The 23,356-nt window shown below is 46.4% G+C and carries 37 protein-coding genes; 21 read left to right on the top strand and 16 right to left on the bottom strand.

The features are described 5' to 3' along the window. Window position 1 precedes the first annotated feature (1 nt). The 14 genes from ACZ2XM_RS06485 to ACZ2XM_RS06420 form a co-directional block, all read right to left on the bottom strand. Complete coding sequence (locus tag ACZ2XM_RS06485; RefSeq protein ID WP_490610534.1) at window positions 2-247, bottom strand: hypothetical protein; 246 nt, start codon at window positions 245-247, stop codon at window positions 2-4. Window positions 248-418: 171 nt separating this feature from the next. After that, complete coding sequence (locus ACZ2XM_RS06480) at window positions 419-607, bottom strand: hypothetical protein (protein ID WP_490587584.1); 189 nt, start codon at window positions 605-607, stop codon at window positions 419-421. Further along, window positions 600-863, bottom strand: a complete 264-nt coding sequence (locus ACZ2XM_RS06475; RefSeq protein WP_490587583.1) for a DUF1456 family protein — start codon at window positions 861-863, stop codon at window positions 600-602. Before ACZ2XM_RS06475 ends, ACZ2XM_RS06480 begins: the two co-directional genes overlap by 8 nt. After that, a complete protein-coding gene (locus ACZ2XM_RS06470; RefSeq protein WP_490587582.1) occupies window positions 864-1,139 on the bottom strand; it encodes a hypothetical protein in 276 nt (91 codons plus the stop codon). Window positions 1,140-1,160: 21 nt separating this feature from the next. Beyond that, a complete protein-coding gene (locus ACZ2XM_RS06465) occupies window positions 1,161-1,499 on the bottom strand; it encodes a hypothetical protein (RefSeq protein WP_490587581.1) in 339 nt (112 codons plus the stop codon). Between the two features lie 115 nt (window positions 1,500-1,614). Next, window positions 1,615-2,043, bottom strand: coding sequence for a hypothetical protein (locus ACZ2XM_RS06460; protein WP_490587580.1), 429 nt, complete (start codon window positions 2,041-2,043; stop codon window positions 1,615-1,617). A 97-nt stretch (window positions 2,044-2,140) separates the two neighbouring features. Then, window positions 2,141-2,497: a DUF3310 domain-containing protein gene (locus ACZ2XM_RS06455; protein ID WP_490587579.1), complete on the bottom strand. Its 357-nt coding sequence runs from the start codon at window positions 2,495-2,497 to the stop codon at window positions 2,141-2,143. Continuing rightward, window positions 2,494-2,691, bottom strand: a complete 198-nt coding sequence (locus ACZ2XM_RS06450) for a hypothetical protein (protein WP_490587578.1) — start codon at window positions 2,689-2,691, stop codon at window positions 2,494-2,496. Before ACZ2XM_RS06450 ends, ACZ2XM_RS06455 begins: the two co-directional genes overlap by 4 nt. Then, window positions 2,688-3,062: a RusA family crossover junction endodeoxyribonuclease gene (locus ACZ2XM_RS06445; RefSeq protein ID WP_490587577.1), complete on the bottom strand. Its 375-nt coding sequence runs from the start codon at window positions 3,060-3,062 to the stop codon at window positions 2,688-2,690. Before ACZ2XM_RS06445 ends, ACZ2XM_RS06450 begins: the two co-directional genes overlap by 4 nt. Next, complete coding sequence (locus tag ACZ2XM_RS06440) at window positions 3,059-3,373, bottom strand: hypothetical protein (protein ID WP_490587576.1); 315 nt, start codon at window positions 3,371-3,373, stop codon at window positions 3,059-3,061. Before ACZ2XM_RS06440 ends, ACZ2XM_RS06445 begins: the two co-directional genes overlap by 4 nt. 233 nt (window positions 3,374-3,606) lie before the next feature. Continuing rightward, complete coding sequence (locus ACZ2XM_RS06435) at window positions 3,607-5,907, bottom strand: bifunctional DNA primase/polymerase (RefSeq protein ID WP_490587575.1); 2,301 nt, start codon at window positions 5,905-5,907, stop codon at window positions 3,607-3,609. Window positions 5,908-5,966: 59 nt separating this feature from the next. Next, window positions 5,967-6,122: a hypothetical protein gene (locus ACZ2XM_RS06430; protein WP_490587574.1), complete on the bottom strand. Its 156-nt coding sequence runs from the start codon at window positions 6,120-6,122 to the stop codon at window positions 5,967-5,969. Further along, entirely contained in the window at window positions 6,112-6,351 is a 240-nt protein-coding gene (locus ACZ2XM_RS06425; RefSeq protein WP_490587573.1) for a hypothetical protein, read from the bottom strand. Before ACZ2XM_RS06425 ends, ACZ2XM_RS06430 begins: the two co-directional genes overlap by 11 nt. Then, window positions 6,348-6,563 (bottom strand): hypothetical protein, encoded by a 216-nt coding sequence (locus tag ACZ2XM_RS06420; RefSeq protein WP_490587572.1) that lies wholly within the window; start codon window positions 6,561-6,563, stop codon window positions 6,348-6,350. Before ACZ2XM_RS06420 ends, ACZ2XM_RS06425 begins: the two co-directional genes overlap by 4 nt. A gap of 139 nt (window positions 6,564-6,702) precedes the next feature. Here ACZ2XM_RS06420 and ACZ2XM_RS06415 point away from each other — a divergent pair, with 139 nt between their 5' ends. From ACZ2XM_RS06415 to ACZ2XM_RS06330, 18 genes are all read left to right on the top strand, one after another. Beyond that, a complete protein-coding gene (locus ACZ2XM_RS06415; protein ID WP_490587571.1) occupies window positions 6,703-7,413 on the top strand; it encodes a S24 family peptidase in 711 nt (236 codons plus the stop codon). A gap of 15 nt (window positions 7,414-7,428) precedes the next feature. Further along, complete coding sequence (locus tag ACZ2XM_RS06410) at window positions 7,429-7,926, top strand: hypothetical protein (RefSeq protein ID WP_490587570.1); 498 nt, start codon at window positions 7,429-7,431, stop codon at window positions 7,924-7,926. A 265-nt stretch (window positions 7,927-8,191) separates the two neighbouring features. Next, complete coding sequence (locus ACZ2XM_RS06405) at window positions 8,192-8,374, top strand: hypothetical protein (protein WP_490587569.1); 183 nt, start codon at window positions 8,192-8,194, stop codon at window positions 8,372-8,374. Between the two features lie 9 nt (window positions 8,375-8,383). Next, window positions 8,384-8,524, top strand: a complete 141-nt coding sequence (locus tag ACZ2XM_RS06400) for a hypothetical protein (protein WP_490587568.1) — start codon at window positions 8,384-8,386, stop codon at window positions 8,522-8,524. A gap of 74 nt (window positions 8,525-8,598) precedes the next feature. Then, window positions 8,599-8,802, top strand: coding sequence for a hypothetical protein (locus ACZ2XM_RS06395; RefSeq protein WP_490587567.1), 204 nt, complete (start codon window positions 8,599-8,601; stop codon window positions 8,800-8,802). Window positions 8,803-8,826: 24 nt separating this feature from the next. Further along, window positions 8,827-9,282 carry a DUF7173 family protein gene (locus tag ACZ2XM_RS06390; RefSeq protein ID WP_490587856.1) on the top strand — a complete coding sequence of 152 codons (456 nt, stop codon included), beginning with the start codon at window positions 8,827-8,829 and terminating at the stop codon, window positions 9,280-9,282. Window position 9,283: 1 nt separating this feature from the next. Further along, window positions 9,284-9,433, top strand: coding sequence for a hypothetical protein (locus tag ACZ2XM_RS06385; RefSeq protein ID WP_490587566.1), 150 nt, complete (start codon window positions 9,284-9,286; stop codon window positions 9,431-9,433). After that, window positions 9,433-10,173: an ATP-binding protein gene (locus tag ACZ2XM_RS06380; protein ID WP_490587565.1), complete on the top strand. Its 741-nt coding sequence runs from the start codon at window positions 9,433-9,435 to the stop codon at window positions 10,171-10,173. Before ACZ2XM_RS06385 ends, ACZ2XM_RS06380 begins: the two co-directional genes overlap by 1 nt. 11 nt (window positions 10,174-10,184) lie before the next feature. Next, the gene (locus tag ACZ2XM_RS06375; RefSeq protein WP_490587564.1) at window positions 10,185-10,706 is read left to right on the top strand and encodes a DUF669 domain-containing protein; all 522 of its coding nucleotides are present in this window, start codon (window positions 10,185-10,187) and stop codon (window positions 10,704-10,706) included. Window positions 10,707-10,969: 263 nt separating this feature from the next. Beyond that, window positions 10,970-11,272, top strand: a complete 303-nt coding sequence (locus tag ACZ2XM_RS06370; protein ID WP_490587563.1) for a hypothetical protein — start codon at window positions 10,970-10,972, stop codon at window positions 11,270-11,272. 19 nt (window positions 11,273-11,291) lie between these two features. Continuing rightward, complete coding sequence (locus tag ACZ2XM_RS06365) at window positions 11,292-11,780, top strand: hypothetical protein (protein ID WP_490587562.1); 489 nt, start codon at window positions 11,292-11,294, stop codon at window positions 11,778-11,780. Next, window positions 11,764-12,765, top strand: coding sequence for a PD-(D/E)XK nuclease family protein (locus ACZ2XM_RS06360; protein ID WP_490587561.1), 1,002 nt, complete (start codon window positions 11,764-11,766; stop codon window positions 12,763-12,765). Before ACZ2XM_RS06365 ends, ACZ2XM_RS06360 begins: the two co-directional genes overlap by 17 nt. A gap of 191 nt (window positions 12,766-12,956) precedes the next feature. Beyond that, window positions 12,957-13,382, top strand: coding sequence for a hypothetical protein (locus tag ACZ2XM_RS06355; RefSeq protein ID WP_490587560.1), 426 nt, complete (start codon window positions 12,957-12,959; stop codon window positions 13,380-13,382). Between the two features lie 33 nt (window positions 13,383-13,415). Next, a complete protein-coding gene (locus ACZ2XM_RS06350) occupies window positions 13,416-15,140 on the top strand; it encodes a DEAD/DEAH box helicase (protein ID WP_490587559.1) in 1,725 nt (574 codons plus the stop codon). A 10-nt stretch (window positions 15,141-15,150) separates the two neighbouring features. Continuing rightward, the gene (locus ACZ2XM_RS06345; RefSeq protein ID WP_490587558.1) at window positions 15,151-15,654 is read left to right on the top strand and encodes a hypothetical protein; all 504 of its coding nucleotides are present in this window, start codon (window positions 15,151-15,153) and stop codon (window positions 15,652-15,654) included. Next, window positions 15,651-16,109 carry a nucleoside triphosphate pyrophosphohydrolase family protein gene (locus ACZ2XM_RS06340; RefSeq protein ID WP_490587557.1) on the top strand — a complete coding sequence of 153 codons (459 nt, stop codon included), beginning with the start codon at window positions 15,651-15,653 and terminating at the stop codon, window positions 16,107-16,109. Before ACZ2XM_RS06345 ends, ACZ2XM_RS06340 begins: the two co-directional genes overlap by 4 nt. Beyond that, window positions 16,102-16,479, top strand: coding sequence for a DUF551 domain-containing protein (locus ACZ2XM_RS06335; RefSeq protein ID WP_490587556.1), 378 nt, complete (start codon window positions 16,102-16,104; stop codon window positions 16,477-16,479). Before ACZ2XM_RS06340 ends, ACZ2XM_RS06335 begins: the two co-directional genes overlap by 8 nt. Window position 16,480: 1 nt before the next feature. Beyond that, window positions 16,481-16,684 carry a helix-turn-helix transcriptional regulator gene (locus ACZ2XM_RS06330; RefSeq protein ID WP_490587555.1) on the top strand — a complete coding sequence of 68 codons (204 nt, stop codon included), beginning with the start codon at window positions 16,481-16,483 and terminating at the stop codon, window positions 16,682-16,684. A 921-nt stretch (window positions 16,685-17,605) separates the two neighbouring features. Here the strand turns inward: ACZ2XM_RS06330 and ACZ2XM_RS06325 are convergent. Then, entirely contained in the window at window positions 17,606-18,406 is an 801-nt protein-coding gene (locus tag ACZ2XM_RS06325) for an ankyrin repeat domain-containing protein (protein WP_490587554.1), read from the bottom strand. Between the two features lie 284 nt (window positions 18,407-18,690). Here ACZ2XM_RS06325 and ACZ2XM_RS06320 point away from each other — a divergent pair, with 284 nt between their 5' ends. The 3 genes from ACZ2XM_RS06320 to ACZ2XM_RS06310 all read left to right on the top strand — a co-directional run bounded on the left by ACZ2XM_RS06320 (window position 18,691) and on the right by ACZ2XM_RS06310 (window position 21,916). Continuing rightward, the gene (locus ACZ2XM_RS06320) at window positions 18,691-19,437 is read left to right on the top strand and encodes a hypothetical protein (RefSeq protein WP_490587553.1); all 747 of its coding nucleotides are present in this window, start codon (window positions 18,691-18,693) and stop codon (window positions 19,435-19,437) included. Window positions 19,438-19,578: 141 nt separating this feature from the next. Beyond that, on the top strand, window positions 19,579-21,537 hold the full coding sequence (gene bilR / locus ACZ2XM_RS06315; RefSeq protein ID WP_490587552.1) for a bilirubin reductase, long form: 1,959 nt from the start codon (window positions 19,579-19,581) through the stop codon (window positions 21,535-21,537). Window positions 21,538-21,682: 145 nt separating this feature from the next. Beyond that, on the top strand, window positions 21,683-21,916 hold the full coding sequence (locus ACZ2XM_RS06310) for a hypothetical protein (RefSeq protein ID WP_201499509.1): 234 nt from the start codon (window positions 21,683-21,685) through the stop codon (window positions 21,914-21,916). A gap of 79 nt (window positions 21,917-21,995) precedes the next feature. Here ACZ2XM_RS06310 and ACZ2XM_RS06305 read toward each other — a convergent pair whose 3' ends face one another. After that, window positions 21,996-23,228 (bottom strand): CAP domain-containing protein, encoded by a 1,233-nt coding sequence (locus ACZ2XM_RS06305; protein ID WP_490587551.1) that lies wholly within the window; start codon window positions 23,226-23,228, stop codon window positions 21,996-21,998. Window positions 23,229-23,356: the final 128 nt, after the last annotated feature.

Below are 23,356 nucleotides of genomic sequence, written 5' to 3'. Positions count from 1 at the left end.
ATCACTTAATCACATTAAGAGTTTCGGTCGTTTTAGTGCTGCTGTTCGTGAGTCGTGCCCAGACCGCAGTTTTATAAGCAAACGTAGTCGGCTCAGCGAGTGATAGCTGGATATAAGCATCGCTTGGCGTAGTCGCATTAATCGCAATTTGCATCAGCTCATTGTTAGACGTTGACTGCACAGTACAATCGCCGTCTGCAATCTTAGTCCACGTTTTGCCGATTGTTACTTGAGTAGTCGTTGCCATTTTTGTTTCTCGCATAAAAAAGCCCACCGGATTAGGGTGGGCAAATCAAATAGTTTTGGTGAATGTCAGACACAAAAAAAGGCGACTAGAGTTAACTAATCACCTTTCTGCTGCGGATGCAGACACCATATCACATTTATACGTTATCTTTGGGAGTAAGTCAATAAATAGCTAAGCTTTACTTTTAAAATACTCATCAAGCGCTTTGAGCACAGTTTGCTTGCGATTGCCCACAGTTTGTAGTTGATCGTAAATACTGCGCTCAAAGTCATCATCTAAGTACAAGTCAATCGGCAGACGCTTGGCTTGGCGCTTTTTTCGATGACGCTCCGAGTATTCGCTGTCTTTTGTTTTAGTCATAATCATTGCTCAAGTAGATTGTTATTAAGCCGTCTTTATTTGCTTGCTGTATGCCGTCAATAAAGCTTTCAAGTGCTTTGTCGGGCATTGGACGATAGTTTCTGTTGTTAACGTCATGAGTGCGCCACGATTTAACTAATGACTTCGTGACTTCACTACGTGTGCCGCCAAGCTCAAAGACTTTAGCAGTTAAGCCGTGATTGCGACTTAAATCAAAAGTCGCAAGTAGACGCTGGAAGATATGGTTATTTGTCATTTATATGCTCTCGCAATCTTGACTATCAAGCGTATCTCTAATCGCTAGGTACAAGTCGCTAGCTTCGCTGCCGTCTCTAATTGCATCTTTCACAAGCTCGTTAAGATGCTCGCTCTCTGACAAGCAAGTTATCTGCAAGTCATAATTTTCAGTATTGCCCGTTTCGGGGTGGGTATTAGACCACTCGATGACGAAATACTGCTTACGCTCTTGGTGGTAGTACATAACATTGACAGTATTCTCATTAGTTCTAAACGCTTTGATTAAAGTAATCATTATCTTATTCCTTTTTGATGTTTAGTATTGAACTTCGATTGATGGCTTTTTGCCTTTGTAGCTACGCATGATTGCGTTAGTTGCATAGTCATAAAAGATTTTATTGCTTTTGTCGCTAAGGTTATAATCACGATTAGTTGCTTTGTTGAATTGCTCGCAAGTCATGTAGATGCGCTTCATTGCGCCTTTTTCCCAAACTTTTAAACCCATTGCTAAAAGCGCGTCAGCAGCGTTAGCTTCCTTAGATTCTGCGTAGACGACTTTTAAGCAGATTGCGAAAGTTGCTGAGTAGCTATCACCAGTTTTGATAGTAGCTTTAGCTAGAGCGTGTGCTTTTTTGAAGATAGTAGATGTGTTCATGATTCGACCCTCTGGGTGATGTTTAAGTTGTCTTGCTTGGTATGTGCTCATTATATCTAATGTACGTTAGATTGTAAACAACTAAATGCAATTAAATGAAAATAAAAAAAGAGGCCTAAGCCTCCTGTCTTATTAACACTGCGATCAAGTCCTCGGCATCATCGACCAGGTTTGCCGCTGTCTTATGGCACATACTCATACCCGCTTTAATTCCGCCCCGTTTGTACTCCGGCAACTCTTTAGTGAGCTTAGCAGCTAAGCGCTGGTACGAGTAGCCGTAGCGATAGCGTAGATTTAACAGCTTGTACGACCACTTATCGTTGCGCATAAGGTGCGCCATGGCGTGCTCAACTCTTAGCGCCATATCATCGCTGATAAAGACGCCTGAGCGTGGGCAGCGTCTCACTTCGTGCTCGTCAGCATCCTGATGCGGTGCAAACTGTGCAAGCTTTTCCCATACTGACTTAAAGCCGGTGCCACTGCTCGTCTTAGTCCAAACACCCCAAGCCGTCAGCAATTCTTTTGTATTTAAATTATCAATCATAAACGCCACAATCCTTAACTTTACTAAACTTACCCGAGGGCAAAGAATGTGCTGATAAAAAACGCCGCTACTGCCACTGTGATTACTGTGTCGATTGTCATTGACTGCTCTCCAAGCGCTCAATCTCATTTTTGATAAACAGTGCAGCTTCAAGCCACTTGCCCCACCGTATCGCCATCATTGCTTTATGCACATAACCCTCTCGATATCTCGCTACCTCTCTAATATTTCTACGCCAATCATTGTCGCTCGGCTGGACATCATTGTTAATCCAAGCCCGCTCTGCGTACCAAGCCGCCTTGCCCAGCTCTTGGATAGCCTCGTCTTTATTGCCCAGTCGATAGAGGTATTTAAAGCAATTGCCGCCGCAAAACATCATGTGCTTTGTTACTTCGATGCACTCGACTCCTGATGCATCTTTGTAATGCGGCGGGTGGTTTACCATGTCTGTCATCTCAACTCCTCCAATCTGTATTTTTTATAAAACTCTTCCTGGGACAGCGTGACTCGCTCTTGACCCGCCCAACTCCAAAACGTTATCTCGCCGCTAGGCAGCTTGCGACTGCTCGTAGCTACCAACTTACCGTTTAAGTTTCTAACCGCTAAATTCGGGCGATATGAGCCGCTGTGATAGGTTGTTTTGGTCATGGCTCAATCTCACATATCACACAATCAACACGACCACCTTTTACAATACCGCCACGTTTTATGGTTATCTCGTCAAACTGTTCGTCGTTCTCGAATAGCCCAGCGTTCTCAAGTGCATCCAGGATCATCTTCATTCGATTGTCTAAATCATACTTTCGCTTAGTTGGAGCATGGATAACAAACTCACCGGCTAGGCGTGCGCTAGATTCGCGCCGTAGCGCTTTAGTGGCTACCAAGGTTTCAACGTCAGCTTTGTATTGTTTCGCCTTGTCTGTGAGCATTACACCCCCACCACGGCGACGTTGTGTGTAGTGGTTGACGCTCGGCGGATAAGGTATGGATATTTCTGCCAATAGTTTTAATTTGTTCACTGCTCACCCTCCACCGGGACCAATGCGATGCGCTTACGTCCGCGACCGCTTTGCGACTCCATTGTTACTTGCTTAATAAGACCCTCGTCGATTAGGTCTGCCACTATCTGATCAATTGCTCTTTGGTCAATCTTCTGTAGCAGCCTAGAATCGCGTTTAAGCTGTCTTACTGTTGCTCCCTTACGTTTCCCTGCCCTTACTACCAATCGGTTAACCTCGGCGTATCCCTTGGCTATATTCACGCGTTCTTCTAGCTCTGCCAGTTGGCTCTCATAGCTGAGTACGATATTTACTGCTTCTGATAACTTCATAATCAAATCCTTTAATTAAAATCTATTCTTTTTATTGTTGAGATGGGTTCTGTCTCGTTTACAGCCCTTACTGTGTATAGGTTATAATCATTGATGCAGACAAATAGGGGGGTGTACCCTTATATATTTAGGGGGTGTATATAGTGTCTCGTGTCTGCAACAATGAGCTAATGTCTTGATTGGTAAGGGTTAGAGGGCAAAAAAGCTGTCTGCAACAATGTCTGCAACAATGGTTATTTAGTCTCCATCGCCGCCTCATCAAAGTGTTCCGGCAATATATAGGCGACTCGCTTGCGGCCCCGACCAGATGCTGACGGGATTGCCACTTGGATGATGCGAGACTCGGACAGCAGGGCTTTGAATGCCTGCTCTCTATCATGTGGTCGACTTGCAGCAAATAGACGACTGTAAGTTGATAAGTCACGCTCAGTCATGCCCTTGCTACCAGCCCTGCCAACCAACTCATATATGTTCAGATAGAGACGATGGAAGTCACCATCTGCAACTCGCGTGGCTGCGCTATCCATAAATCTTTGACCGTAGAAAGTGATGTAATCAACGCACCATCCGGCAAGCTCAGCAGTAATGATCGGGTCTTCTGAGTTCTCGCAGACTGCCAACGCTGTGGCCAATCTCATTGAGTTCTCGACCCAGCGTCTTGTTAGGTCCGGCAGTGCAAATTCATTGTTCTCTTCGGCTTCTGCCAGGGCATCGAACAGACCATCAAATATCAACATGGCAGCATCATCGATAGCGACAACGGTTGGCGTGGGGCTTGTATCAAATCCAGTTTCAACACCGCTTAAATCTTGACGACTCTTAGGCTGCGGATTGCGGATATTAAAGGCCCATTCTCTTAGATGGTCCGGCACCGGCAAACGCTTGCTGCGCTGACGTGGTGCGGACGGCTCTGAGATTTCTACAACGTGCAGACGGTTCAAAAAACCATCTTCAATCTCGCCTGACGTCAAGTTATCAAACACCTGACCACCGGTCGCTAGACCTAAGTTAGTAATGGCTGGCCAATGGACCACAATCTTTTGCTTAAGCTCGCCCTTACCGGTCGTCAGCTCACCCATGTTCGAGTAGTTGCGCGGAATCATATAACTGGTAGTAGATGAATAAGCTTCGGTCAATGTGCTGAAAGCTTCAGCCATTTGACCATTCGACTGCTTTCTTGCTGTCTGCAATTGCTTACCAACTTCGTCAGCAATCTGGATATGGCAAGGTGCCCGGCAAAGTGCGGTATAGACTGCACCGGCTGACGTGTTACCGCTACCGGATAAGAGGTGATCAAGACCTGACTCAACTAAAAACGCTTGAATGGTTGTCTTTGCGTAGTTCTTACCAACACCAGTGTCAGCTAAAAGCATGAAGTACATTGAGCTGGTATTCGACTCTTCAGAGCGATAATTACGACCAGCTAACACTGATGCTAACGCCATGGTCGCTACTATTGAGATTTCACGTTGCGGCTGACGGCTGTGTGTTTCCATCCAGTGCATAACATCGCTTAGAGACTTAACTGGTATGTCTAATAGGTGTGCCGGTACCGCTTGCTTACTGCGGTTCTTATCTAGCTTGACCGGCTCTTGAATATCGACCATCGGCGCCGAGCACATCGCATCAATGCTAGACTTGGTATTAATCCAACCGGCGTTCTGTGCAAGCTTAAAAACAGTTGGCAAATCAACACTTGATAAACCTTTATGGCGAAATGAGCGCCAAACTCTGTACTGGTCTTTTTGGTCGTACTTATCGCTTGTTGCTGACCAATCACACCACATCTCATAAGCACGTTTATCGTTCGTCGCATGTAATGCCATACCGACTGTTAACCATGTGTCACGATCATCAGCATTGATAAACGGCAGTGCTTCTAAAGCGTCATAATATTGGTCATCTGTCATACCACTATTAATAGCAGCGCCGCTTGTATCAGCGGCAGTCGATGTACTAAAAGAGCGGATCCAGTCCGGCAATGGCCCAGCTACGGCACCGTCTAATGGATTGCTTGACGCTTCCCAAATGTATTCGCCGCCTGATATATGGTTGCTAGGCTCAGCGATAATGTAGCCGTTAAGTTTCAAATCGATGCCTTTGCCAAGCGTGCCTGGCAAGGTGCCTTCCGGTCTTAAAAACAATCTATGCTCGCCGTTACCGCCGGTCAGCTGCACGATATCCGCTTCGATTTCACCGTGGGCGGCTTCCAATTCTTCAATCGTGTAGTCGCCCCCGTTGCGAGGGTCGATGTCCACTGCGCAAAGTCCGCTACCAGCTAAATAGATAGCGATATTGGCATCAGGATGCGAGCTCCACCACTGAGTAATAACAGCCTTATCACTGGTCGCAGAATCTTGACCACGCGGCGCTAGGCTCGATATAGGGTGCTTACCGGGTGACTTGCAATCTGTGCCACAAGCACATACGCCATCAACGATTTGCCAGCACGGGAATATCTGCCAGGCTAAATCGGCGTACTGTAAAGCTGTGGTTAGATTGATTGATTGTTCTTGCAAATTCGTCTCTCTCATTGTAAAATTACCTTGTCTTGACTACTCATCATTTAAGACACCTAACCCCAATCAGCTCGTTACTGTTGGGGTTTTTCTTTGTCTGCATTTTCTCTTTGCTTTTTCATCATTTCGATATGAGCTTCGATGCGCTCCCAATCTGCACCATCAGTTGGGGCGTACATCCCTTCATGGCAGCACTTCCCTTCTGTAAAGTTTGGACAATCACATATCATCGTCATCATCCCCAAAATCGTTTTCATCGTTCTCACAGTTCGCTAGATTGCCCAATGCTTGCATAGTAGTTTGAGCTTGTAAGCGGCGCTGTCTGACTTCCCTTTCAACCAACTGACGAACCCACTTACTAGGCTTCATGTCTTCGCTAAATGCTAGATTCTTAACAGCGTTGGCAAAGTCATCGGTTAGGTGGACTGGGATAGACGAGGTTAGCTTTCCTTTGTTCATGCCATGGCCTCTTCCAGTGGTTCGATGTCGTAGCTACTAATGTGCCGAACATCGTTGATATCTTTAACTAAGAAAAGCTCGGGATAAGCAATCTTTGCATCGCGGGAGATGCCCCGAGTTAACCAGTTGTGAACGGTCGTGTAGTTATAGCCAAGTGCATCAGATATAGCTTTCACTCCCCCCAGTTTTTTGATTAGGTCTCTATCGTTCATATCGAGCTCCATAGAAATATTTAAACAATCCCAATGGTACACATAGTGTGAATAAAAAGCAATCCTTAGTTTGCATGGTGTGCAACATATAATCCACACCCCGTGTAAAATATAAATATAACTAATGATGAGGTGATTTATGCACAGCAGTATGAAGCGCCTACAGGAAGTGGCAGGCACTACCAAGAAGTCCGATATAGCTCTGGACTTGAATGTAGGGCCATCCACGGTGACCAATTGGGCAAATAGAGGGGTCTCTAAAGAGGGAGCATTGGCAGCCGCTGAAAAATATGGCGCAAACGCTAACTATATATTGACTGGTGAAAACTCAGAGACTGATAAGAAGGTTTCTATTGATGAGCTCAAAGCCAAGATAGAGGAGCTCCAGAAGAAAGATAGAGATTCGCGAGCACCTGATGGCACCCAGTATGTTGACCTGAATACCTCAGGAGAAGTCCCTATCATTAGCTGGGTGGCAGCAGGTAGTTGGACTAATATAGACCCAGTGTCGCTTGAAGACCGCATGGGTGGTGCGCCTAGGCCGTCCAATCTATCCAAAAATGGCTTTGCATTAATTGTTAAGGGTCGCAGTATGCAGCCGAAGTTCGACCCAGGCGATATTATCTATGTAGAGCCGGAGGTCGGTCTGTATAGCCTTAAAGATGGTGATTTAGTGGTAATATCATGCAATGACGATACTGAAGCCACATTCAAGCAATTCGTCATTGGCGACACTTCAGAAGACATGTACCTAAAGCCGCTTAATCCAAACTGGCCGGATCAGGTTATGCGACCAATGAGTGAATGCACACTGGTAGGCAAAGTGATAGGGAAATACGTTACCTGTTAATTAGCGAGAGTTTTTATGAAAGCGTTTATGGCAATAATTATTGGTTGCTTGACCTGTAGTGCGTCTTTAGCGGCAAGCAACACGGACAAGGAGCTGTTGGACCTTGGTATTGTGAACCAGGACTATGTTTTTACAGACTATCCGGCAGCGGCAAACTACTTTCGCTATATAACTAATGCCCTGGCGCCCTCTTTTCCAGTTAAGGGTAATAGTTATATGGAAATCACCGCTATGATTGCCACCCCATTTAGTGCTGCTTATATTTACAAATACACCGTGCCTATAAATGAATCTGAGGCCGCTGATATAAAAAAGGATTTCTTGAGTGATGAGTCAATAAACGAACTGTGTATTGATTCGCATAGACAGCACATGTTCAAAAAGGCGAATAATTACGAAACCGTATATATATACAATGATGTCGATAGTAGAAACATAGTTAATGTGAGGTTAAATAACGCCACATGTAGCAAAGCACTGACAGAAGTTCTAAGTAAAGACTTGTTCGAATAAGCGACCTTTAGCAACAACCAGACCACCCTAGTCGGTGGTTTTTTTACGCCTATAAAACACACACCATGAAAATAATTATAAATAATTTCACATTATGTGCATTTCATTGTTGACATAATTTCACACGGTGTGTAATATACCAAACATCAAGACGGCAACAACAGATAAACGGCCTTTATCTGCACTATTTAACAACTTAACTAGCTATCAAGTTATAGCCGATTTCAATAGTCGGCTATGCCGTGATAACTAGAGGAGAACGACCATGAGTAGCGCTGTAGCCCAACCGGATTTTCACAACCGTTTAATGGCCGCACTTAAACGCGACCAAGAGCAAGCAAGACAAGCAGTCGAAGCTCGAAAATTACTACCTGACTGTCCACGCTGCAAACGCAACAAAGTACAAGGCGTAGGTTTTAGAGTCTGCCTGTCATGCAGCTACTGCTAAGGAGCAACCATGAAAACATTCGAAGTTAATTTTTTTCAAAAGAAAATCTACATGACGGTTTACGTCAACGCTGACACAGCGACCCAAGCTAAAAATATCGTTATGAACAAGGAAGGCCGCGTTAAGTTCGACAGCATCAAAGAAGTTTAAGAATAACAGCTAGCAAATATAAGCGATTGGGAACAGTCGCTTACAGCTTACTAACTGCGTAGGAGATTTTAGAAATGAACAAAGGCATGGCTATTTTCGGTCTGTTTAGTTTTTTAACTTTTTTAGCTCTTCTAATTCTGTCCCTGCTAGGACAAGCGTTAGATAAAAGTTTCGAAAATGACGATGCACGTATTCGTCAGCACAAAGCGCAGATTTATATCAGCGCCACTGATCAAGCGTTAATCGACTGGACAAAACAGTCAAACGAAAGCAAGTAAACAATCAAAAGGACCAAAACTGTGATGAATAAATTTGTACAACAAGCGACCCAGGCGAACAACGCTGCCACCAATGCGATTATCGCTAAAGCTGCTAGCACTGACCCGCTAGACCTCTTGGCGCACGAATGGCAGCAAATGAAAGAGCTTGAGGCGCAAGCAAGAGAGCGTCGCATCGAAATCGAGCAAGACATTATCAACCTGGTAGGCCTGCAAGACGAAGGCACCACCAACCGCGAGACCTCGCAATTTAAAGTTAAAACAGTCGGCAAGCTCACTCGAAGCTTAGACGAAAAAGCAATACAAGCGGATTGGGACAAGCTGCCTGATGCCATTAAGAAGTGCATCAGATGGAAGCCGTCGCTTGATACTAAGAGCTTACGCGCCCTTGAGTCGATGCGTGAAGACTTGCTGCCAACGGTAGCGCATTACATGACAACCAAGCCTGCTAAGCCAAGTATTAGCGTAGAGGGGAAATAAGATGAGCGATGTAACAGACTGGGAAACGGAGTGCGAATGCTGCGGTCAAGTTCCCACCATTAATGGCATGGATATGTGCGCAGTCTGTACCTTTGGTGAAGCTGATGCTCAGCAAGAATTAATTAACGGCGAAATGAAGGAGCTTAAATAATGGCAATCGTACTAACCACCACCCGTGAACAAGCCCTCACTAACGGCGTGAAGGTACTGGTCTATGGTCAAGCAGGGGCTGGTAAAACAGTTCTTTGCGCAACCACTCCTGACCATGCCAGAACCATCATTCTAAGCGCTGAAGCTGGCCTGCTCTCTATTGCTGAAGCTGATATACCGGTCATTGTTATTGAGTCTGTGCAAGACCTAACAGACGCATATACATGGCTAACAACAGACGATGTTGGCAAATCATTCGACTGGATATGCCTTGACTCAATCTCAGAGATTGCTGAGGTCGTGCTCAACAAGGCTAAAAAGGACTCGAAAGACCCTCGTGCAGCTTATGGTGCAATGCAAGAGCAAGTCGAAGATATTATTCGTGGCTTTCGCGACCTGCCTAGAAACGTCTACTTCAGCGCAAAAATGGAGTCTTACCAAGATGATGCAGGCGTTGTCCGTTACCAGCCAATGCTGCCAGGTAAACGACTACCTGCCGGACTAGCTTACTTTTTCGACGAGGTGTTTTTACTGAGAGTCGAGAAAGATGATCAAGGCGTACCAGTGCGCTATCTGCAAACTCAGCCTGATATTAAGTACCAAGCAAAAGATCGCAGCGGAAAGCTCGCTGCAACCGAATGGCCGAACCTAGCTGACATCGCTGCGAAGATACGCGGCGAGCAGCAACAAGCAGTGCAAACGCAAGAAACTATCGAAACTCAAACTACTGAATCAATCTAAGGAATAAGACCATGGCTTTATTAAATATGCAATTCGACCAAGCAGAAATCGCACAAGCTCAAATCAATGAGTTTGAACCAGTGCCAGCCGGTACCTATGCAGTCGAAATCACTCGCTCAGAAGTGAAAGAAAACAATTCAGGCTCAGGCAACCGTCTAAGCCTTGGCTTTAAGATTTTAGATGGTGCCCACGCCGGACGCTTAATCTTTCAAGATATTACGCTCCGCAACACCAATCAAATCGCCCAGCAGATTGGACGCAAGCAAATGGCGCAACTCTTCCACGCTTGCGGAAAGTTATCAGTAGCCGAATCAAGCGAGCTGCACGGAATCCCAATGGAAGTCAAAGTTGCTATCCGCATCGACAAGACCGGTCAATACGAACCAAGCAACGAGATTAAGAAGTTTGCCCCGTTAGCCGGTAAACAAGGCTTTACCGCTCCGCAAGCCCCACAGTCTCAACCGATGCAGCAGCAGCCACCGCAAACTCAGCAAGCCAATGCTGGCGCCGCTCCACCATGGCAGCGTGGCTAGCCCTATCTTTAACAATTAACTGGTAACCCTGCCGCTGGGGACAATTAGCGGACGCGTGAAGGCTCGATGATCATGCGGTTAAAAGAATCGCGAGCAGCTAAGACCGTGGCTCCTACCGCATTAGCGGAAAAAGCGTTTCAAGACGCACACGGGGCAAAGCCGACTGACTGGCGTAACCAGTTCAATTTTGCGAACCGTTTAGGTGTCCTTCCTTCGCTTGGACGGTTCGCAAAATTGGAGACTTAATAAAAGGGGATAGACCAATGTCAGATTACGCAGATTATTTAGTGACAGTGAAACTGCCGCGCGAATTAGAAGGCGCGCATGTAGGTTTTAAAGTGCGCGCCGCGGGAGGGGTGCAGCATTACGTAAACGCCAGTAAATGTGTCACGTTATATGTTACCGCAGAATGTTTAGAGGGCGCGCAGGCATACGCAGAAACCCTTACGGGGCAGATGCCCTTAGACTCCAGTGGCGTATTTGACGAATACGCGGGCTTAATAACGGACGCTAAAGAAGAAATGGGGCTCGCGGGTGGCACGGTCTTAAAGGTTGAGCGGATTTAATTTAAAAGGAGATAGACCAATGCTGATCAAAACTAACTTGCCGGGTGCTAGAAAGAACTCGATATCCATCGAAGATGGCGACAAGTGGTTAGAAGAGAACAAACACCGCAAAGCTGAAAACATGGACGGCCAGGTTAATTCTGACGCTGACAAGTTTATGCCAGGGTACGACTCATACCGCATTAAAAACAACCGTGACGCTGCCCGTCAGCGTGACGCCAAGGTAACCCAAGCTCTAAGAGCAGGTAAGCCAAAGCGCAAAGCTACCAAAGCGACTGCACGCTATGAGCGTGACTACGAGATGCTTTTAAACCGCCTATTGGCCGGGCAAATCGTAAAGCCTGCTGACATAGAGGGCAGCTCCAAGCAAAGAACGTGCACCATGATTAGCCGGATGCGCGAAGAAGGCCACAAGGTCTTTACGCTATCAGTTGGCGCCGGTGTGTTAACCGGCTGGGTTATGCAGGCGACGTTAGACAAGGTGGTGAGTCATGGCAAATCTAACTGAATTTACCAAAGATACAGCCACGCTTAACGCACTGTATAACGGCATCAAAACCAAGCACAACGAGCAGCCACGGCAGTACCTTGGCGGCTCAATTATTGGTAAGAGCTGCGCGCGTCAACTGTGGATGGATTTTCGGTGGGTTCACTTTGAAGACTTTGACGGTCGTCTTTTAAGACTGTTTGAGACTGGTCATTTAGAAGAGCTCCGAATGGTTCAAAACATGCGAGATGCCGGCATTGAAGTTTATGAGGTTGACGACCGCACTGGTGAGCAGTTTGGCGTCATCTTCCACGGTGGTCACTTCCGAGGTCATGCTGACGGCGTTGCCCTTGGCATCCTAGAAGCTCCAAAAACTTGGCACCTATGCGAGTTTAAGACGCATAACGACAAGTCTTTTAAATTGCTTTTAAAGAATGGCGTAGAAAAATCAAAGCCGATGCACTACGCCCAGATGCAAGTTTACATGCAGGGGCTCGGCTTAAAGCGTGCTTTCTATCTTGCGAAAAACAAGAACGACGATGAGCTATACGCTGAACGTATCGAGTATGACAAGACCGCAGCCGATGAGCTTATCGAGCGTGCCGGACGCATCATATTTGCCAATGAGCCGCCATTGAAAATCAGCGATAGACCGGACTGGTTCGAGTGCAAATTCTGCCCCTATAGCGATTACTGCCATGGTGGGCCCGAAGTTATCCCCAATCCGCTACCAAATGTCAACTGCCGAACGTGCATACACAGCACACCGCAAGCCAACGGCACATGGCTGTGCGAGCGCAATAACGAGCCGTTAGATTATGACAAGCAATTGAAAGGCTGTACCGATCACCGATGGGTGCCGCAACTGCTGCCCAACCTTACTTTTGACACAGCTCACAATACCGAGCTCGGCCCATTAATTGTCAGCTACCAAGACAAGAAGGACAACACATGGGTTAACAACGGCAAGGGCTCGATTGTCAGCCTTGAGTCATTTATTTTTTAGGGAGTGATTTATGGCACTAAATAGCGAAAGACCCTACTGCTTAGAATGTGGTCATGAAATAGAGTCTGAAAGACTTGTGAAAGATGAACAGCATTATTTTTGTAGCGTTAATTGTCACGCCCGCTGCGTAGGCTTTGTTTATGTAGCTAACAGGGGATATCTGCCAGAAGACGAAACCGGGAGACTAAGCAATGACACGTAAGAAACTTACAGCAGGTCAGCGCAAGCGCAAAGCAATGGCGGACAAGCTGCACCAAATCAAAGTAGCGCAGGGCAAAGCGGAGCCAATCGAAGAAGAGAAGCCGCTATCGTTCACTGGCTATATGCAATTTTTCTTAGACTGCGACACATTAGAAGAGATTCTAAAAACGACAGTGTTTACAGGCCATTGGGCGACCAAGCGCTTCGACCTAATGAAGCACCCGCGAACGTACCGCGTGAATCTTCATATGTACGACATCTTCAACAAAAAGGCACACGAATCAGTGCAAATGATAGATGCCGGCTGTATCGAAGATTTGTGGACAGTCATTGTCGAATACGCCCAAGCGATTATTACAGCCAATCCCGACATTATCTTCGACCGTAAGCGGTGTAATGCTGTCATACGGGCATAAACAAACGAAAGTAACAAATAGAAGGAGCGAGAAATGTACCAATTAAGGCCATATCAAGAGCGAACGCTCAATGAGCTGTACGACTGGTTACAGCGTCACCCGGAGGGCAATCCAGTAGTTGATGCTTGCGTAGGTGCCGGCAAATCAATCGTTATCGCTGAGTTTTGCAGACGAGCTATTGAGCAATACCCGCAGACTCGTATCGTTATGTGCGTCGCATCAAAAGAATTGTGTCAGCAGAACTTAGAAAAGCTGCGCGCAATATGGCCGGAAGCACCTGCGGGCGTTTGCTCTGCAAGCCTTGGCCACCGTGACACTGACAGCCAGATTATCTTTGCGACCATCGGTAGCATTGCTAAACGAGCTCATGAGCTTGGCACCGTAAATCTGCTTATAGTTGACGAGTGCCACAACGTAAACCCTGATAATTCGGGCATGTACCGCACGTTTATCAACGATTTGAAAAAGTACGGCAGCCCATACCTTTGCACAATTGGATTCACCGGCACCCCATTTAGAGGTGATGGGGTATGGCTGTGGCAAGGCAAAGACCCGCTATTTATGGGGACTGCAACAAGAGTCAGCATGGATGAGCTACTAAAGCAGGGGTTCTTAGCCCCACTGGTAGTCGATACCGGAACGCCTGAAATGATAGATACGACTGACGTAAAAGTGGTCGCTGGGGATTATGTAGTCAAAGAGCTTGAACAGTCTGTCATTGATCCGGCAATCATCCGAGCGACCATCGACGATATGTTCATCCGTGGCGGCGACCGTAATAAGTGGCTGATATTTTGCGTCACCATCGCCCACGCTCAGGCAGTGCTCGATGAGGTGCAATTAATTAACAGCTTAAATGCTCACATCGTCACAAGTAAGACGCCCATGGGCGAACGTGCGAAGACACTAGAGCGTTATAAGCTGCCATACAATCACCCTGATGCCATCAACTGCCTGGTGAACGTTGCTTGCTTGACCACTGGATTTGATGCGCCAGAGACTGATTTAATCGCATTGCTCCGCCCCACTAAATCGCCTGTTTTGTACGTCCAGATAGCCGGTCGTGGCATGAGGATAGCAGACGGCAAGCGTGATTGCTTGTGGCTAGATTACACGTCAACCACTCGGGATTTGGGCCCAGTCAATCTTATCAAAGGCCGCAACAAGCCTACACCAGTCGAAGGTCAAGGCGCACCGTTTAAGTATTGCCCAGACTGCGGCAACCCGAATCCCGTCCACTTGGAAGAGTGCATGGAATGCGGCGCACCAATGCCAAGCGAAGCAAAAGACCCGCATGGTTTTAAAGCAGGTGTTGCGCTACCACTGCATGGATTTCAGGCGCCGCCAGAGGAGTGGATTGACGTTAAGCGCATCGGCTATTACAAGCACCCTGGCAAAAACGGCAAGCCGCCAACCATGCGAATCGATTATTACTATAGCGACTTTGACGACCCAATCAGCGAGTGGAAGTGCTTTGAGCATGACGGCTTTGCGCTAAGAATGGGCTGCCAGTGGTGGTCTGACCATATGCCGCACACGTCAGTGCCGTTTACCGTCGATGAAGCACTAGAGAAAATCCACGACGTAACGGACGGTGCTATCAATCTGCCAACTCGCATCCTTGTGCAAGATGACGGCAAGTACAAACGAGTTAAAAAATACGATTATGACTTGTCTCGAGTGTTAGAGCAGCCAAAAGTCATTACTTACAAGCCCATGCTCAGCGAAGAAGAAGCTGACGAACTAATACCGTTTTAAGGAGAGATTTATGGACAATAAAGTGCATTACGGAATTATAGAACAACTGCCTTGCGGTCGGATTAGACAAATAGGCATGACTAAGCATCAGCAAGAATTATTGCAAGTATCGATGACTGCCATCTCCAATACTACACAGCCCTTTGTTCACGTAGGCGAAGAGTATGACTTAATCTTGAAAGCCGAAGTCAAAGGAGAAAACAAAATGGGTAAGTTGCCGTTAAAGCCGCTCAAGTGGACGCATTATGTTGGAATCGATAGCACGTTTACAAACGAGGTGATGAGGACAAAAACACTAAGCCATGAGTATGTAATACGCGTACGAACGGATTTAATGTATTACGTCGATTACCGCAGATTTGATACAGATGACGATAACGCACGTAAAGATGAGCCGCCCGAGTTTGAATCCTGCAAGGCTGCGGCTGAATGGGTAGAGCACACCCACTATCCGCACACAATGCAGCCGTATGTGCTAACGATTGACGAAATCAAAAAGGAGTTGACGCAATGAGCGATACATTAAAAGAGATACTGCAATGGTTTGAGATTGCAAAGCCTGAGCCTACAGTCAGCGACCTTTGTACACAAATAGGCTGCCATTACGAGGAAGTATCAGAAATGGCTGTTGCTATTAGCAATCCCAAAGACACCGAGTTTTCAAGAGTAGTAAGCCTTACCGCAGACTTTTTTAAAAATGCACCAATACCTAAGGAGCTGACCGCTGCCGATGTCGTTGATGATAAGTTGGAATTGCTAGACGCTCTATGCGACCAAATCGTAACAGCAATGGGCGTGGGCTATATGATGGGCTTTGATATACAAGGCGCACTAGCCGAGGTTAGTCGCTCTAATATGTCAAAGTTTGAGAATGGCAAGGCTGTGTTTTTTGACAATGGCAAGATAGCAAAAGGCAAAGATTATAGCGAGCCTGACTTGGCTAAGTTTTTGGGAGGGCGCAATGACTGATGACGAAATTAGAGAAAGGGCACTAGCTAACGGCTTTAAGCGCAAGCTACAACCGGATGGCACGATGGATTTAAATCCGTATGTTTTTAATGCCATTCGAGCTTGTCAGTCGCAATGGATTAGCGTTGATGAGCGACTGCCTGTCGAGAATCGCCCTGTAGCAGTGGCTTACCAAGCATTGCTAAGCGGAGGGGTTAAGTGGTTTCAGATGTTTGCATTTTTAGAGGACGAGCGGTGGTACAAGTCAATGGATTATTTTGGTAGTTATCCGATTGGAGGGCGTGAATTTGCTAGCGACCCGTTAGAAGAAATAAGCGGAATTGAAATTACACACTGGATGCCGCTACCTGAGCCGCCTAAAGGAGAGTGAGATGAGTAATAAGCGATTGATGCGGCTATCAGATGTGGTAGACTATATTGGATTCGGCAAGACTTTTATCTATGATGAGATAGCAGCCGGTCGATTTCCCAAAAATATCCCCATCACTGAAAAATCAGTCAGATGGCTAAGAGAAGATGTTGACGACTGGATAAATAGACAAGTCAGCAAGCATCGTCAAAAAGATTTAGCGTGATAAAAAGCCCAGCTCAAATGAGTTGGGTTTTTCTTTTTGCAGTACCTAATACAGCACAAATTATATTTAGTATAAAAATTACTTTAAATATCAATGATTTGAGCATACAAACCTCTTCCACACCGCTCAGGTGACTTATGAGCGCCGTTAAAAAATTGCATGCCAATTTTAGGCAGCGCAAGGAAAATCCTTTAAATAGGATTTTCAGGAGTTATACTTCCTAGCATAGCTCTGAATCGGAAAATCGTAGATTTCCCCTTGCGTCGGGCTGGAGGCTCCCCAAACCTCTAAAATACTCCGACTCACACCGCCCAGGTGACTTATGAGCAGCGTTAAAAAATTGCATGCCAATTTTAGCTGCGCAAGGAAAATCCTTTAAATAGGATTTTCAGGAGTTATACTTCCTAGCATAGCTCTGAATCAGAAAATCGTAGATTTCCCCTTGCGTCGGGCTGGAGGTTCCCCAGACCTCCAGAATACCCGACTCACACCGCTCAGGTTGAGACCCGTTAAGAAAAGGTCTGGGAGACCTTTTCAGGGTTGCAAGACAAGAGCTTCGCTCGCAGTAAAAGCGTTAAAAAATTGCATACCAATTTTCACTACAAGCATGGCTTTACGACTTGCGCTGCAGTTGACTGTCCACTGGACACTCACTGATCCTTGCTCATGTGCCAAGAAAATTCTTTAAATAGAATTTTCACAAGTTATACTTCCTAGTTGAGTTCTATATCGGAAAATAATAAACCTCCCCTACCATCGAACTAGTATTCATTACAAAAAATTAATCTATCAAAAATTCTTTGCTGAAATTTACTCTTAAACCAAAAAAGGCCACTAACAAACAGCTAGTGGCCTTTTTAATTTCATCAACAATGACAGCAAGTGGTCACAGCATCTAATCAATGCCTAAATACAACCCACTTACTCACAACTCGCCTTACCCGTACGGTGATTAATAGCCCCATTCTCAGCCAACACCTTCTGCATCTCGACATGGCCGCGCGTACACGCATACGAATAAGCACTTTGATTATACGAGCCCATTTTCTTATCTTTAGTGGTCGCCACTAAGTTTGGCTTTGTCCCTTGTGCTAGCAAGTACTTCACGGTCTCAATGCGATTATTACTCGCCGCTACCATGATTAAAGTCTCGCCATCGCTCTCTACCGTTTGGTCATTCAGATTGACTGGCTTATCTGCATTTAATAGCTTATGTACTTTTTTGACAACATTAGTATTTTTACCCAATACAGCAGACTTCATGACGTTATAGACGTCGCCTTTATCAGTGGCATAGAGATCGGCTCCCTGTGCGACTAAATAATCTACCATATCTTCATAGCCAATAAATGCTGCCCAGCCTAGCGCCGTTTGCTCAAGACTGCCTGTGTCTTTGGCTTCTAAATCTTGGCCATGTGCCACCATATATTTGACCGTAGCTAGGTCGCCGCGCTTGACCGCATCAAACCATTTGGCGTCCGCGCCTGTAGATGGCTTGTCATAGAATACCCGCCAAGAGAGTTTGTCCTTATTAGCGATGTCGAAGTTTTCCGCGTCACTAAAGCGAAAGCCCTGTTGTGGTACAGGCGCTTTATCCGTAGCGATGACCTGGACGGTATTGACTGCCTTGCTGCTACCACTATCCGTACTCATATTGGAGCAGCCAGTGACTAACATAGCGGCCATAGCAGCAGACAAGCCTAAAGTGGCAAAATGTTTCATAGTAAGACCTGCAAAGTAGTGGGTAAGGTGAATAATAAGTATTGTGCCACATAACACAACTCAGGGAATTATAACGACAGAAATACCCTTAAGTATATGGGTGGTAAGGTTTTATTATTAAGTCGCTATGGCATGGAGCGCTAGTAAACTCCACATCTTTTCTATAACAGACTTTTAGGGGCTAAATCGCCATACTCTATTTCATACTCTACTTAAAGCCAAGCATTAAGCCGATACTGGTCAGCTGTTCTTGGTATCCTATTATCTAATAAGGAAAAATAAAAATGACCGATAAAATTCATGATTTGGGCGCAGGATTTTGGAATATTGAAGGCACTTTTCGTATAGGCGGTATCCTTGATATTGGCACACAGTGCTCGCTGGTACGCTTAGAGTCGGGACGCTTTATCTTTTTGGACAGCTATAAAATGAGTGGTGAGGTGCGCAATCAGGTGATGGCCTTGACCAATGATGGAGCGGATGTAGAAGCGGTCTTAAATGTGCACCCCTTTCATACGGTACACTGTGCTGAGATGGCTCTAGACTTTCCGCAAGCTACCTTTTATGGCAGTAGCCGTCATGCGACGCAGGTACCTGAAGTGCAATGGTCAGACGACTTAGTAGAGAGCGCCGCCGTCGCACAACGTTACCCTGAGCTTGAGTTTTCTTTACCGCAAGGGATTCACTATATCGCCCCTAATGATAAAGTTCATGCCGGCTCGCTGCTGGTCTATCATCCTGCCAGCCGCAGTATCCATGTGGACGACACTTTCATTAGTCCGCCTACCAAGCTGCTCAAAGCGGTGCTGCCCGAATTACATCTACACCCGACTACCAAACAAGCCTTAATCGATGCCTCTGATGCCGGTCAGCAATATTGCGACTGGGCGACCCAGCTTGCGCAGGATTGGTGTGAAGTTATTAATTTCTGTGCGGCGCACTCAGGATTGGTCGTCTTCAGGTCTGGAGAGTTTACCACCGCCCTATTGACCGCTATTGATAAAGCTCGTCCAAAACTTGAGAAGGCTTAACCTGAGCTATTGCGTTAATATTTACTAAGCCCATCTTCTTAATCATTACTACCTCATAATATTACCCTAGGCAAAAGCACGCTCTTGTCTGGGGTTTACTATGCCTTACCGGCTAGCCCGTCAAGGTAAAAGAGTCACGCTATGCAAGTCTTACAACCGATTACTATTGGTCATACTGTCTTTAAAAACCGTGTTTTATTCCCCCCACTAACCACAGGTTACGAAGATGCTGACGGCAATATTAGCCCGCAGAGCCTAGCCTTTTATACCCGTTTGGCGCAGGGTGGCGTGGGCTATATCGTACTGGGTGATGTGGCACCCATGCGTAGCTTTGCGGTCACGCCTAAACTCTATGACGATAGCCAAATCGAGAGCTTCCGCCGACTCGCGGATAATGTGCATGCTTATGGGGCAAAGCTTGGCGTGCAGATATTTCATCCCGAATATGATTGCGATGCCTTAAACGCCTTGTTTGATGCCGGTGAAATTCAGAAGGTACGCGCGCAACTGCATCACGATATGGCCTATTTCGTCAATGAGGTCAGCGAAGCCGCCTTAATGATTAGCATTGAAAAGATGTGTGCTTGTGCTCGCCGAGCGCAGCTGGCCGGTGTCGACGTGATTCATATCCATGGCGATCGTTTGGTGGGCGCCCTATGCAGCCCCCTTATGAATCAGCGTAGCGACCAGTTTGGTGGCTCGCTAGAGAATCGCACTCGCTTTGCCTTACTGCTAGTGCAGGCGCTAAAAGATGCTGTGCCTGAGCTGCTGATAGAATACAAACTTCCCGTGATTACGCCTGAACGGGGTAAAGGCGGCGTGCCTCTGGCTGAAGCCCCAGTGTTTGCCCAATGGTTAGAAGCTGCAGGTGTGCATATGCTGCATGTTGCGCAGGCGAACCATACTGGGAATCTAGCAGATACCATCCCGCCAATGGGCGTGCAGCCGTATTGTTTTTTTGCGGATATTACTCATGCCGTTAAACAGGCGGTCACTATCCCCGTCAGTACCTCGGGGCGTATCATTGACCCACAGATGGCGGAAAATATGCTTACTGAAGGCAAGGCCGATATGATAGGGATAGGTCGTGCCTTACTGGCAGATCCTGATTGGGTAAATAAAACGGCTGCTGGGCGACCCCAAGATATTTGCCGCTGTATCTCCTGTAATGAGGGCTGCGTAGATACCGTGCTCAATCGTTCATTTATTGCTTGCGTAGTCAATGCGGAAAACGGCTTTGAAGCAGTGCGTTTTATCACGCCTGCAGAGCAGCAAAAGCATGTCGTGGTCATCGGTGGCGGTCCTGCCGGCTTAGAGGCTGCGCGAGTAGCGGCGGCAAAAGGCCACCAGGTTACTTTATTAGAAAAAAATGCTTATCTTGGTGGGCAATTAAACATCGCTTCAGTCCCGCCACGTAAGCTTGAAATACGCCGAACTATCGAAGATTTGACCCAAGCCAATCAAGTGCTAGGGGTACAGATTAAGCTTGCGCATGATGCCACACCAGCCAGTGTATTGGCGCTAGCCCCTGATGCGATAATTATCGCGGTCGGCGCTACTAGCTTTATACCGCCCATTCCTGGTATTGACGGTGCTACTGTCTGTGATGCTTGGCAAGTATTAGCAGGCGAGCAACAGGTAGCGGGACGGGTAGCTATTATCGGGGGCGGGATTGTCGGCTGTGAGACGGCGGAATATCTCGCCGAGCAAGGGTGCCAAGTGGCTATTGTCGATAGGCTTGAGCAAATTGGGGCGGACATTGGTGCTACCGTATTACCAAGCGTGTTGGCTACCTTTAAAACTTATGGGGTCGCTCAATACCCTGGGCTTACCGTAACCCATATCGAAACCCCTATCGAAACCACTACGGCTAGCGAATTAGCAGACAATACTACTCTGCAATGTATTGATAAACAGGGTAAAGTAGTCTCTATTCCTTGCGATTTTTTTGTGACCGCCAGTGGCGCACGACCTGTTGATTTTGATACCACTCTTTTTAATGCTCAAGGTATCGAAGTGATTAAGGTCGGTGACTGCCAGCAAGTAGCTGATATAGCTTACGCTATCAAAACGGCTTACGATGCGGCCAATTTACTTTAACGGTATTCATCTTTTAACCCTGCTCATTTACTACAAGGCTCTATATCAAAGCTCTACATCACAGCTATATTGATAGCTGTTTTAATTAAACGTAGGCTTAAGCCGCCTATTACTATAATGTCTTTCTATCACTACTGAGACCACTATGACTGAAGAAAATAACGCCAACAGAAAACGTAAAATCCTCGATAAGTTTATAGAGAAACTCAATCAAGAAGATCCACAAATGTATTATGCCTCAACCTCAGAAGTCGCGCGCGCCATCCATCTTATGGTGCGGGAGCATACCAACCGTCTGCCAGTCGAAGACCAATTGCTGGTCAAGCATATGAGTCTAGAAGAGATTGAGATGCTGCTTGGGTTTCATGAGAAAAAGTAGCAGGTTTTTTAAGGAAGAACAGCTCTTATTTTTGTCATGAGAAGTAGTTGTTTCTTTTAATAAAGAGCAGTAAATAGGCTTAGTCCCCATAGCTGCCCGTAGTAAAGTCAATGGAGCGCTGTAGGGTTTTGCCGTCGTCAATCTGCACGGTAAAACTAGCCCGATACCTGGTATTAGCATTAAGACCGCAGTTATTATGGACTGAGCGTCCCTGCGCAGTACAATTACTAAAGCTATCCGTGAGGGGAATAATAAAAGCGCTATTGGCAGGTAATTCCGCTGCAGTGTTTTTATGCGGATCAGAGGTTGCGTCTAATAAATAAGTCGGTACCGGCTGTTGGGTACGGGTATCAATAAAGCGAATACGGCTTACCCGAATCTTTTTGGCGGCGGGATAAGTGATGTAAACAGGTTGGCCGACAGGGTTTGCACGTAAATCACGGCCTAGACCTTGCACCGGATTGGGCGATTCATTATCGAGCATACGGGCCGTATTACGACTGCCATCACAAGGATAGGTCAGTAGCTTGTCGGGTAAAGGCAATTTTTCACTAGCACCATTAGTGGTGACTAGGATAAAGCCACGCGCCTTCGTATAGTCTTTATGATGCGGCACAAAGCTAATAATACTGGTGCCATTTTGATTAAACGCTGGCGATAGTAAAGTGGCCAAATGATAGGGGGCGGCGAGCAAGGCCGTCAACATCTCCGAGGTGACCTGCCCTGTGTTTAGTTTGCTAAGCCCTGCCGACTCATACAGTAAACGGGTACCAATACTCTCTCCTACGATGTTATCGCGATGCTGATAGTTGGCCGCCTGTACGCGTGCTAGTAAATCCCCCCCTGTATAATAAGGGTTTTGCGCACCGGTCACTCCTATAAACCCAGACACGGGCTGTTCAGAATGTGGAGCATAGTGCTTAGGCATAGCGTCTGCTTGCACAAAAAAGTGCTGAATATACTTTGCATGCTGTTCAGACAAAGCCATCAGCGCCTCATTCCTCTGTAACTGACCAAAGCCACAGGCTTGCCGGCGTTGATTGAGCACCTCTATTGCGCTTACTGCCAGTTGGTGATGGTTGATAGAGACCGCGGGAAACTTTGCTTTGGTCAATTTATAGTCTAGCGCTTTACTGCCTATTTTATTACTCCCTGCCTTATCCGCTAAATGACTTACGGCGGGCCATGTGGCTATGGTTTTATCTAATAATTGGCTAATGCGGTTGCCGGCGACTAGATTGCTGCCGTCACAACCCCCTATAAATACACTAGCTATAGCAATGACTAACCCGGCTCTATATAAAGCGTTCATCACAAACTTCCTCTAATTAACGCAGTAAAAATCACCCCTAGCAAGCGGGTTGAATGACTGTTTGTGAGTGAGAAAATTATTATTAAAGCAGTTAGCAACCTTCATACACTTTACTTTTATTAAACTAC

The organism is Psychrobacter sp. CoH-33_TS_01 (genome assembly GCF_058189395.1).
Note: the sequence above shows the minus strand (reverse complement) of the source record. Positions and strands in the feature narration are given on the sequence as shown.

Excerpts from the sequence above, each read along its gene's own strand:
- ACZ2XM_RS06485 (WP_490610534.1), bottom strand. The coding sequence starts at position 247 with ATGGCAACGACTACTCAAGTAACAATCGGCAAAACGTGGACTAAGATT.
- ACZ2XM_RS06480 (WP_490587584.1), bottom strand. The coding sequence starts at position 607 with ATGACTAAAACAAAAGACAGCGAATACTCGGAGCGTCATCGAAAAAAG.
- ACZ2XM_RS06475 (WP_490587583.1), bottom strand. The coding sequence starts at position 863 with ATGACAAATAACCATATCTTCCAGCGTCTACTTGCGACTTTTGATTTA.
- ACZ2XM_RS06470 (WP_490587582.1), bottom strand. The coding sequence starts at position 1,139 with ATGATTACTTTAATCAAAGCGTTTAGAACTAATGAGAATACTGTCAAT.
- ACZ2XM_RS06465 (WP_490587581.1), bottom strand. The coding sequence starts at position 1,499 with ATGAACACATCTACTATCTTCAAAAAAGCACACGCTCTAGCTAAAGCT.
- ACZ2XM_RS06460 (WP_490587580.1), bottom strand. The coding sequence starts at position 2,043 with ATGATTGATAATTTAAATACAAAAGAATTGCTGACGGCTTGGGGTGTT.
- ACZ2XM_RS06455 (WP_490587579.1), bottom strand. The coding sequence starts at position 2,497 with ATGACAGACATGGTAAACCACCCGCCGCATTACAAAGATGCATCAGGA.
- ACZ2XM_RS06450 (WP_490587578.1), bottom strand. The coding sequence starts at position 2,691 with ATGACCAAAACAACCTATCACAGCGGCTCATATCGCCCGAATTTAGCG.
- ACZ2XM_RS06440 (WP_490587576.1), bottom strand. The coding sequence starts at position 3,373 with ATGAAGTTATCAGAAGCAGTAAATATCGTACTCAGCTATGAGAGCCAA.
- ACZ2XM_RS06435 (WP_490587575.1), bottom strand. The coding sequence starts at position 5,907 with ATGAGAGAGACGAATTTGCAAGAACAATCAATCAATCTAACCACAGCT.
- ACZ2XM_RS06430 (WP_490587574.1), bottom strand. The coding sequence starts at position 6,122 with ATGATATGTGATTGTCCAAACTTTACAGAAGGGAAGTGCTGCCATGAA.
- ACZ2XM_RS06425 (WP_490587573.1), bottom strand. The coding sequence starts at position 6,351 with ATGAACAAAGGAAAGCTAACCTCGTCTATCCCAGTCCACCTAACCGAT.
- ACZ2XM_RS06420 (WP_490587572.1), bottom strand. The coding sequence starts at position 6,563 with ATGAACGATAGAGACCTAATCAAAAAACTGGGGGGAGTGAAAGCTATA.
- ACZ2XM_RS06415 (WP_490587571.1), top strand. The coding sequence starts at position 6,703 with ATGCACAGCAGTATGAAGCGCCTACAGGAAGTGGCAGGCACTACCAAG.
- ACZ2XM_RS06410 (WP_490587570.1), top strand. The coding sequence starts at position 7,429 with ATGAAAGCGTTTATGGCAATAATTATTGGTTGCTTGACCTGTAGTGCG.
- ACZ2XM_RS06405 (WP_490587569.1), top strand. The coding sequence starts at position 8,192 with ATGAGTAGCGCTGTAGCCCAACCGGATTTTCACAACCGTTTAATGGCC.
- ACZ2XM_RS06400 (WP_490587568.1), top strand. The coding sequence starts at position 8,384 with ATGAAAACATTCGAAGTTAATTTTTTTCAAAAGAAAATCTACATGACG.
- ACZ2XM_RS06395 (WP_490587567.1), top strand. The coding sequence starts at position 8,599 with ATGAACAAAGGCATGGCTATTTTCGGTCTGTTTAGTTTTTTAACTTTT.
- ACZ2XM_RS06390 (WP_490587856.1), top strand. The coding sequence starts at position 8,827 with ATGAATAAATTTGTACAACAAGCGACCCAGGCGAACAACGCTGCCACC.
- ACZ2XM_RS06385 (WP_490587566.1), top strand. The coding sequence starts at position 9,284 with ATGAGCGATGTAACAGACTGGGAAACGGAGTGCGAATGCTGCGGTCAA.
- ACZ2XM_RS06380 (WP_490587565.1), top strand. The coding sequence starts at position 9,433 with ATGGCAATCGTACTAACCACCACCCGTGAACAAGCCCTCACTAACGGC.
- ACZ2XM_RS06375 (WP_490587564.1), top strand. The coding sequence starts at position 10,185 with ATGGCTTTATTAAATATGCAATTCGACCAAGCAGAAATCGCACAAGCT.
- ACZ2XM_RS06370 (WP_490587563.1), top strand. The coding sequence starts at position 10,970 with ATGTCAGATTACGCAGATTATTTAGTGACAGTGAAACTGCCGCGCGAA.
- ACZ2XM_RS06365 (WP_490587562.1), top strand. The coding sequence starts at position 11,292 with ATGCTGATCAAAACTAACTTGCCGGGTGCTAGAAAGAACTCGATATCC.
- ACZ2XM_RS06360 (WP_490587561.1), top strand. The coding sequence starts at position 11,764 with ATGGCAAATCTAACTGAATTTACCAAAGATACAGCCACGCTTAACGCA.
- ACZ2XM_RS06355 (WP_490587560.1), top strand. The coding sequence starts at position 12,957 with ATGACACGTAAGAAACTTACAGCAGGTCAGCGCAAGCGCAAAGCAATG.
- ACZ2XM_RS06350 (WP_490587559.1), top strand. The coding sequence starts at position 13,416 with ATGTACCAATTAAGGCCATATCAAGAGCGAACGCTCAATGAGCTGTAC.
- ACZ2XM_RS06345 (WP_490587558.1), top strand. The coding sequence starts at position 15,151 with ATGGACAATAAAGTGCATTACGGAATTATAGAACAACTGCCTTGCGGT.
- ACZ2XM_RS06340 (WP_490587557.1), top strand. The coding sequence starts at position 15,651 with ATGAGCGATACATTAAAAGAGATACTGCAATGGTTTGAGATTGCAAAG.
- ACZ2XM_RS06335 (WP_490587556.1), top strand. The coding sequence starts at position 16,102 with ATGACTGATGACGAAATTAGAGAAAGGGCACTAGCTAACGGCTTTAAG.
- ACZ2XM_RS06330 (WP_490587555.1), top strand. The coding sequence starts at position 16,481 with ATGAGTAATAAGCGATTGATGCGGCTATCAGATGTGGTAGACTATATT.
- ACZ2XM_RS06325 (WP_490587554.1), bottom strand. The coding sequence starts at position 18,406 with ATGAAACATTTTGCCACTTTAGGCTTGTCTGCTGCTATGGCCGCTATG.
- ACZ2XM_RS06320 (WP_490587553.1), top strand. The coding sequence starts at position 18,691 with ATGACCGATAAAATTCATGATTTGGGCGCAGGATTTTGGAATATTGAA.
- bilR (WP_490587552.1), top strand. The coding sequence starts at position 19,579 with ATGCAAGTCTTACAACCGATTACTATTGGTCATACTGTCTTTAAAAAC.
- ACZ2XM_RS06310 (WP_201499509.1), top strand. The coding sequence starts at position 21,683 with ATGACTGAAGAAAATAACGCCAACAGAAAACGTAAAATCCTCGATAAG.
- ACZ2XM_RS06305 (WP_490587551.1), bottom strand. The coding sequence starts at position 23,228 with ATGAACGCTTTATATAGAGCCGGGTTAGTCATTGCTATAGCTAGTGTA.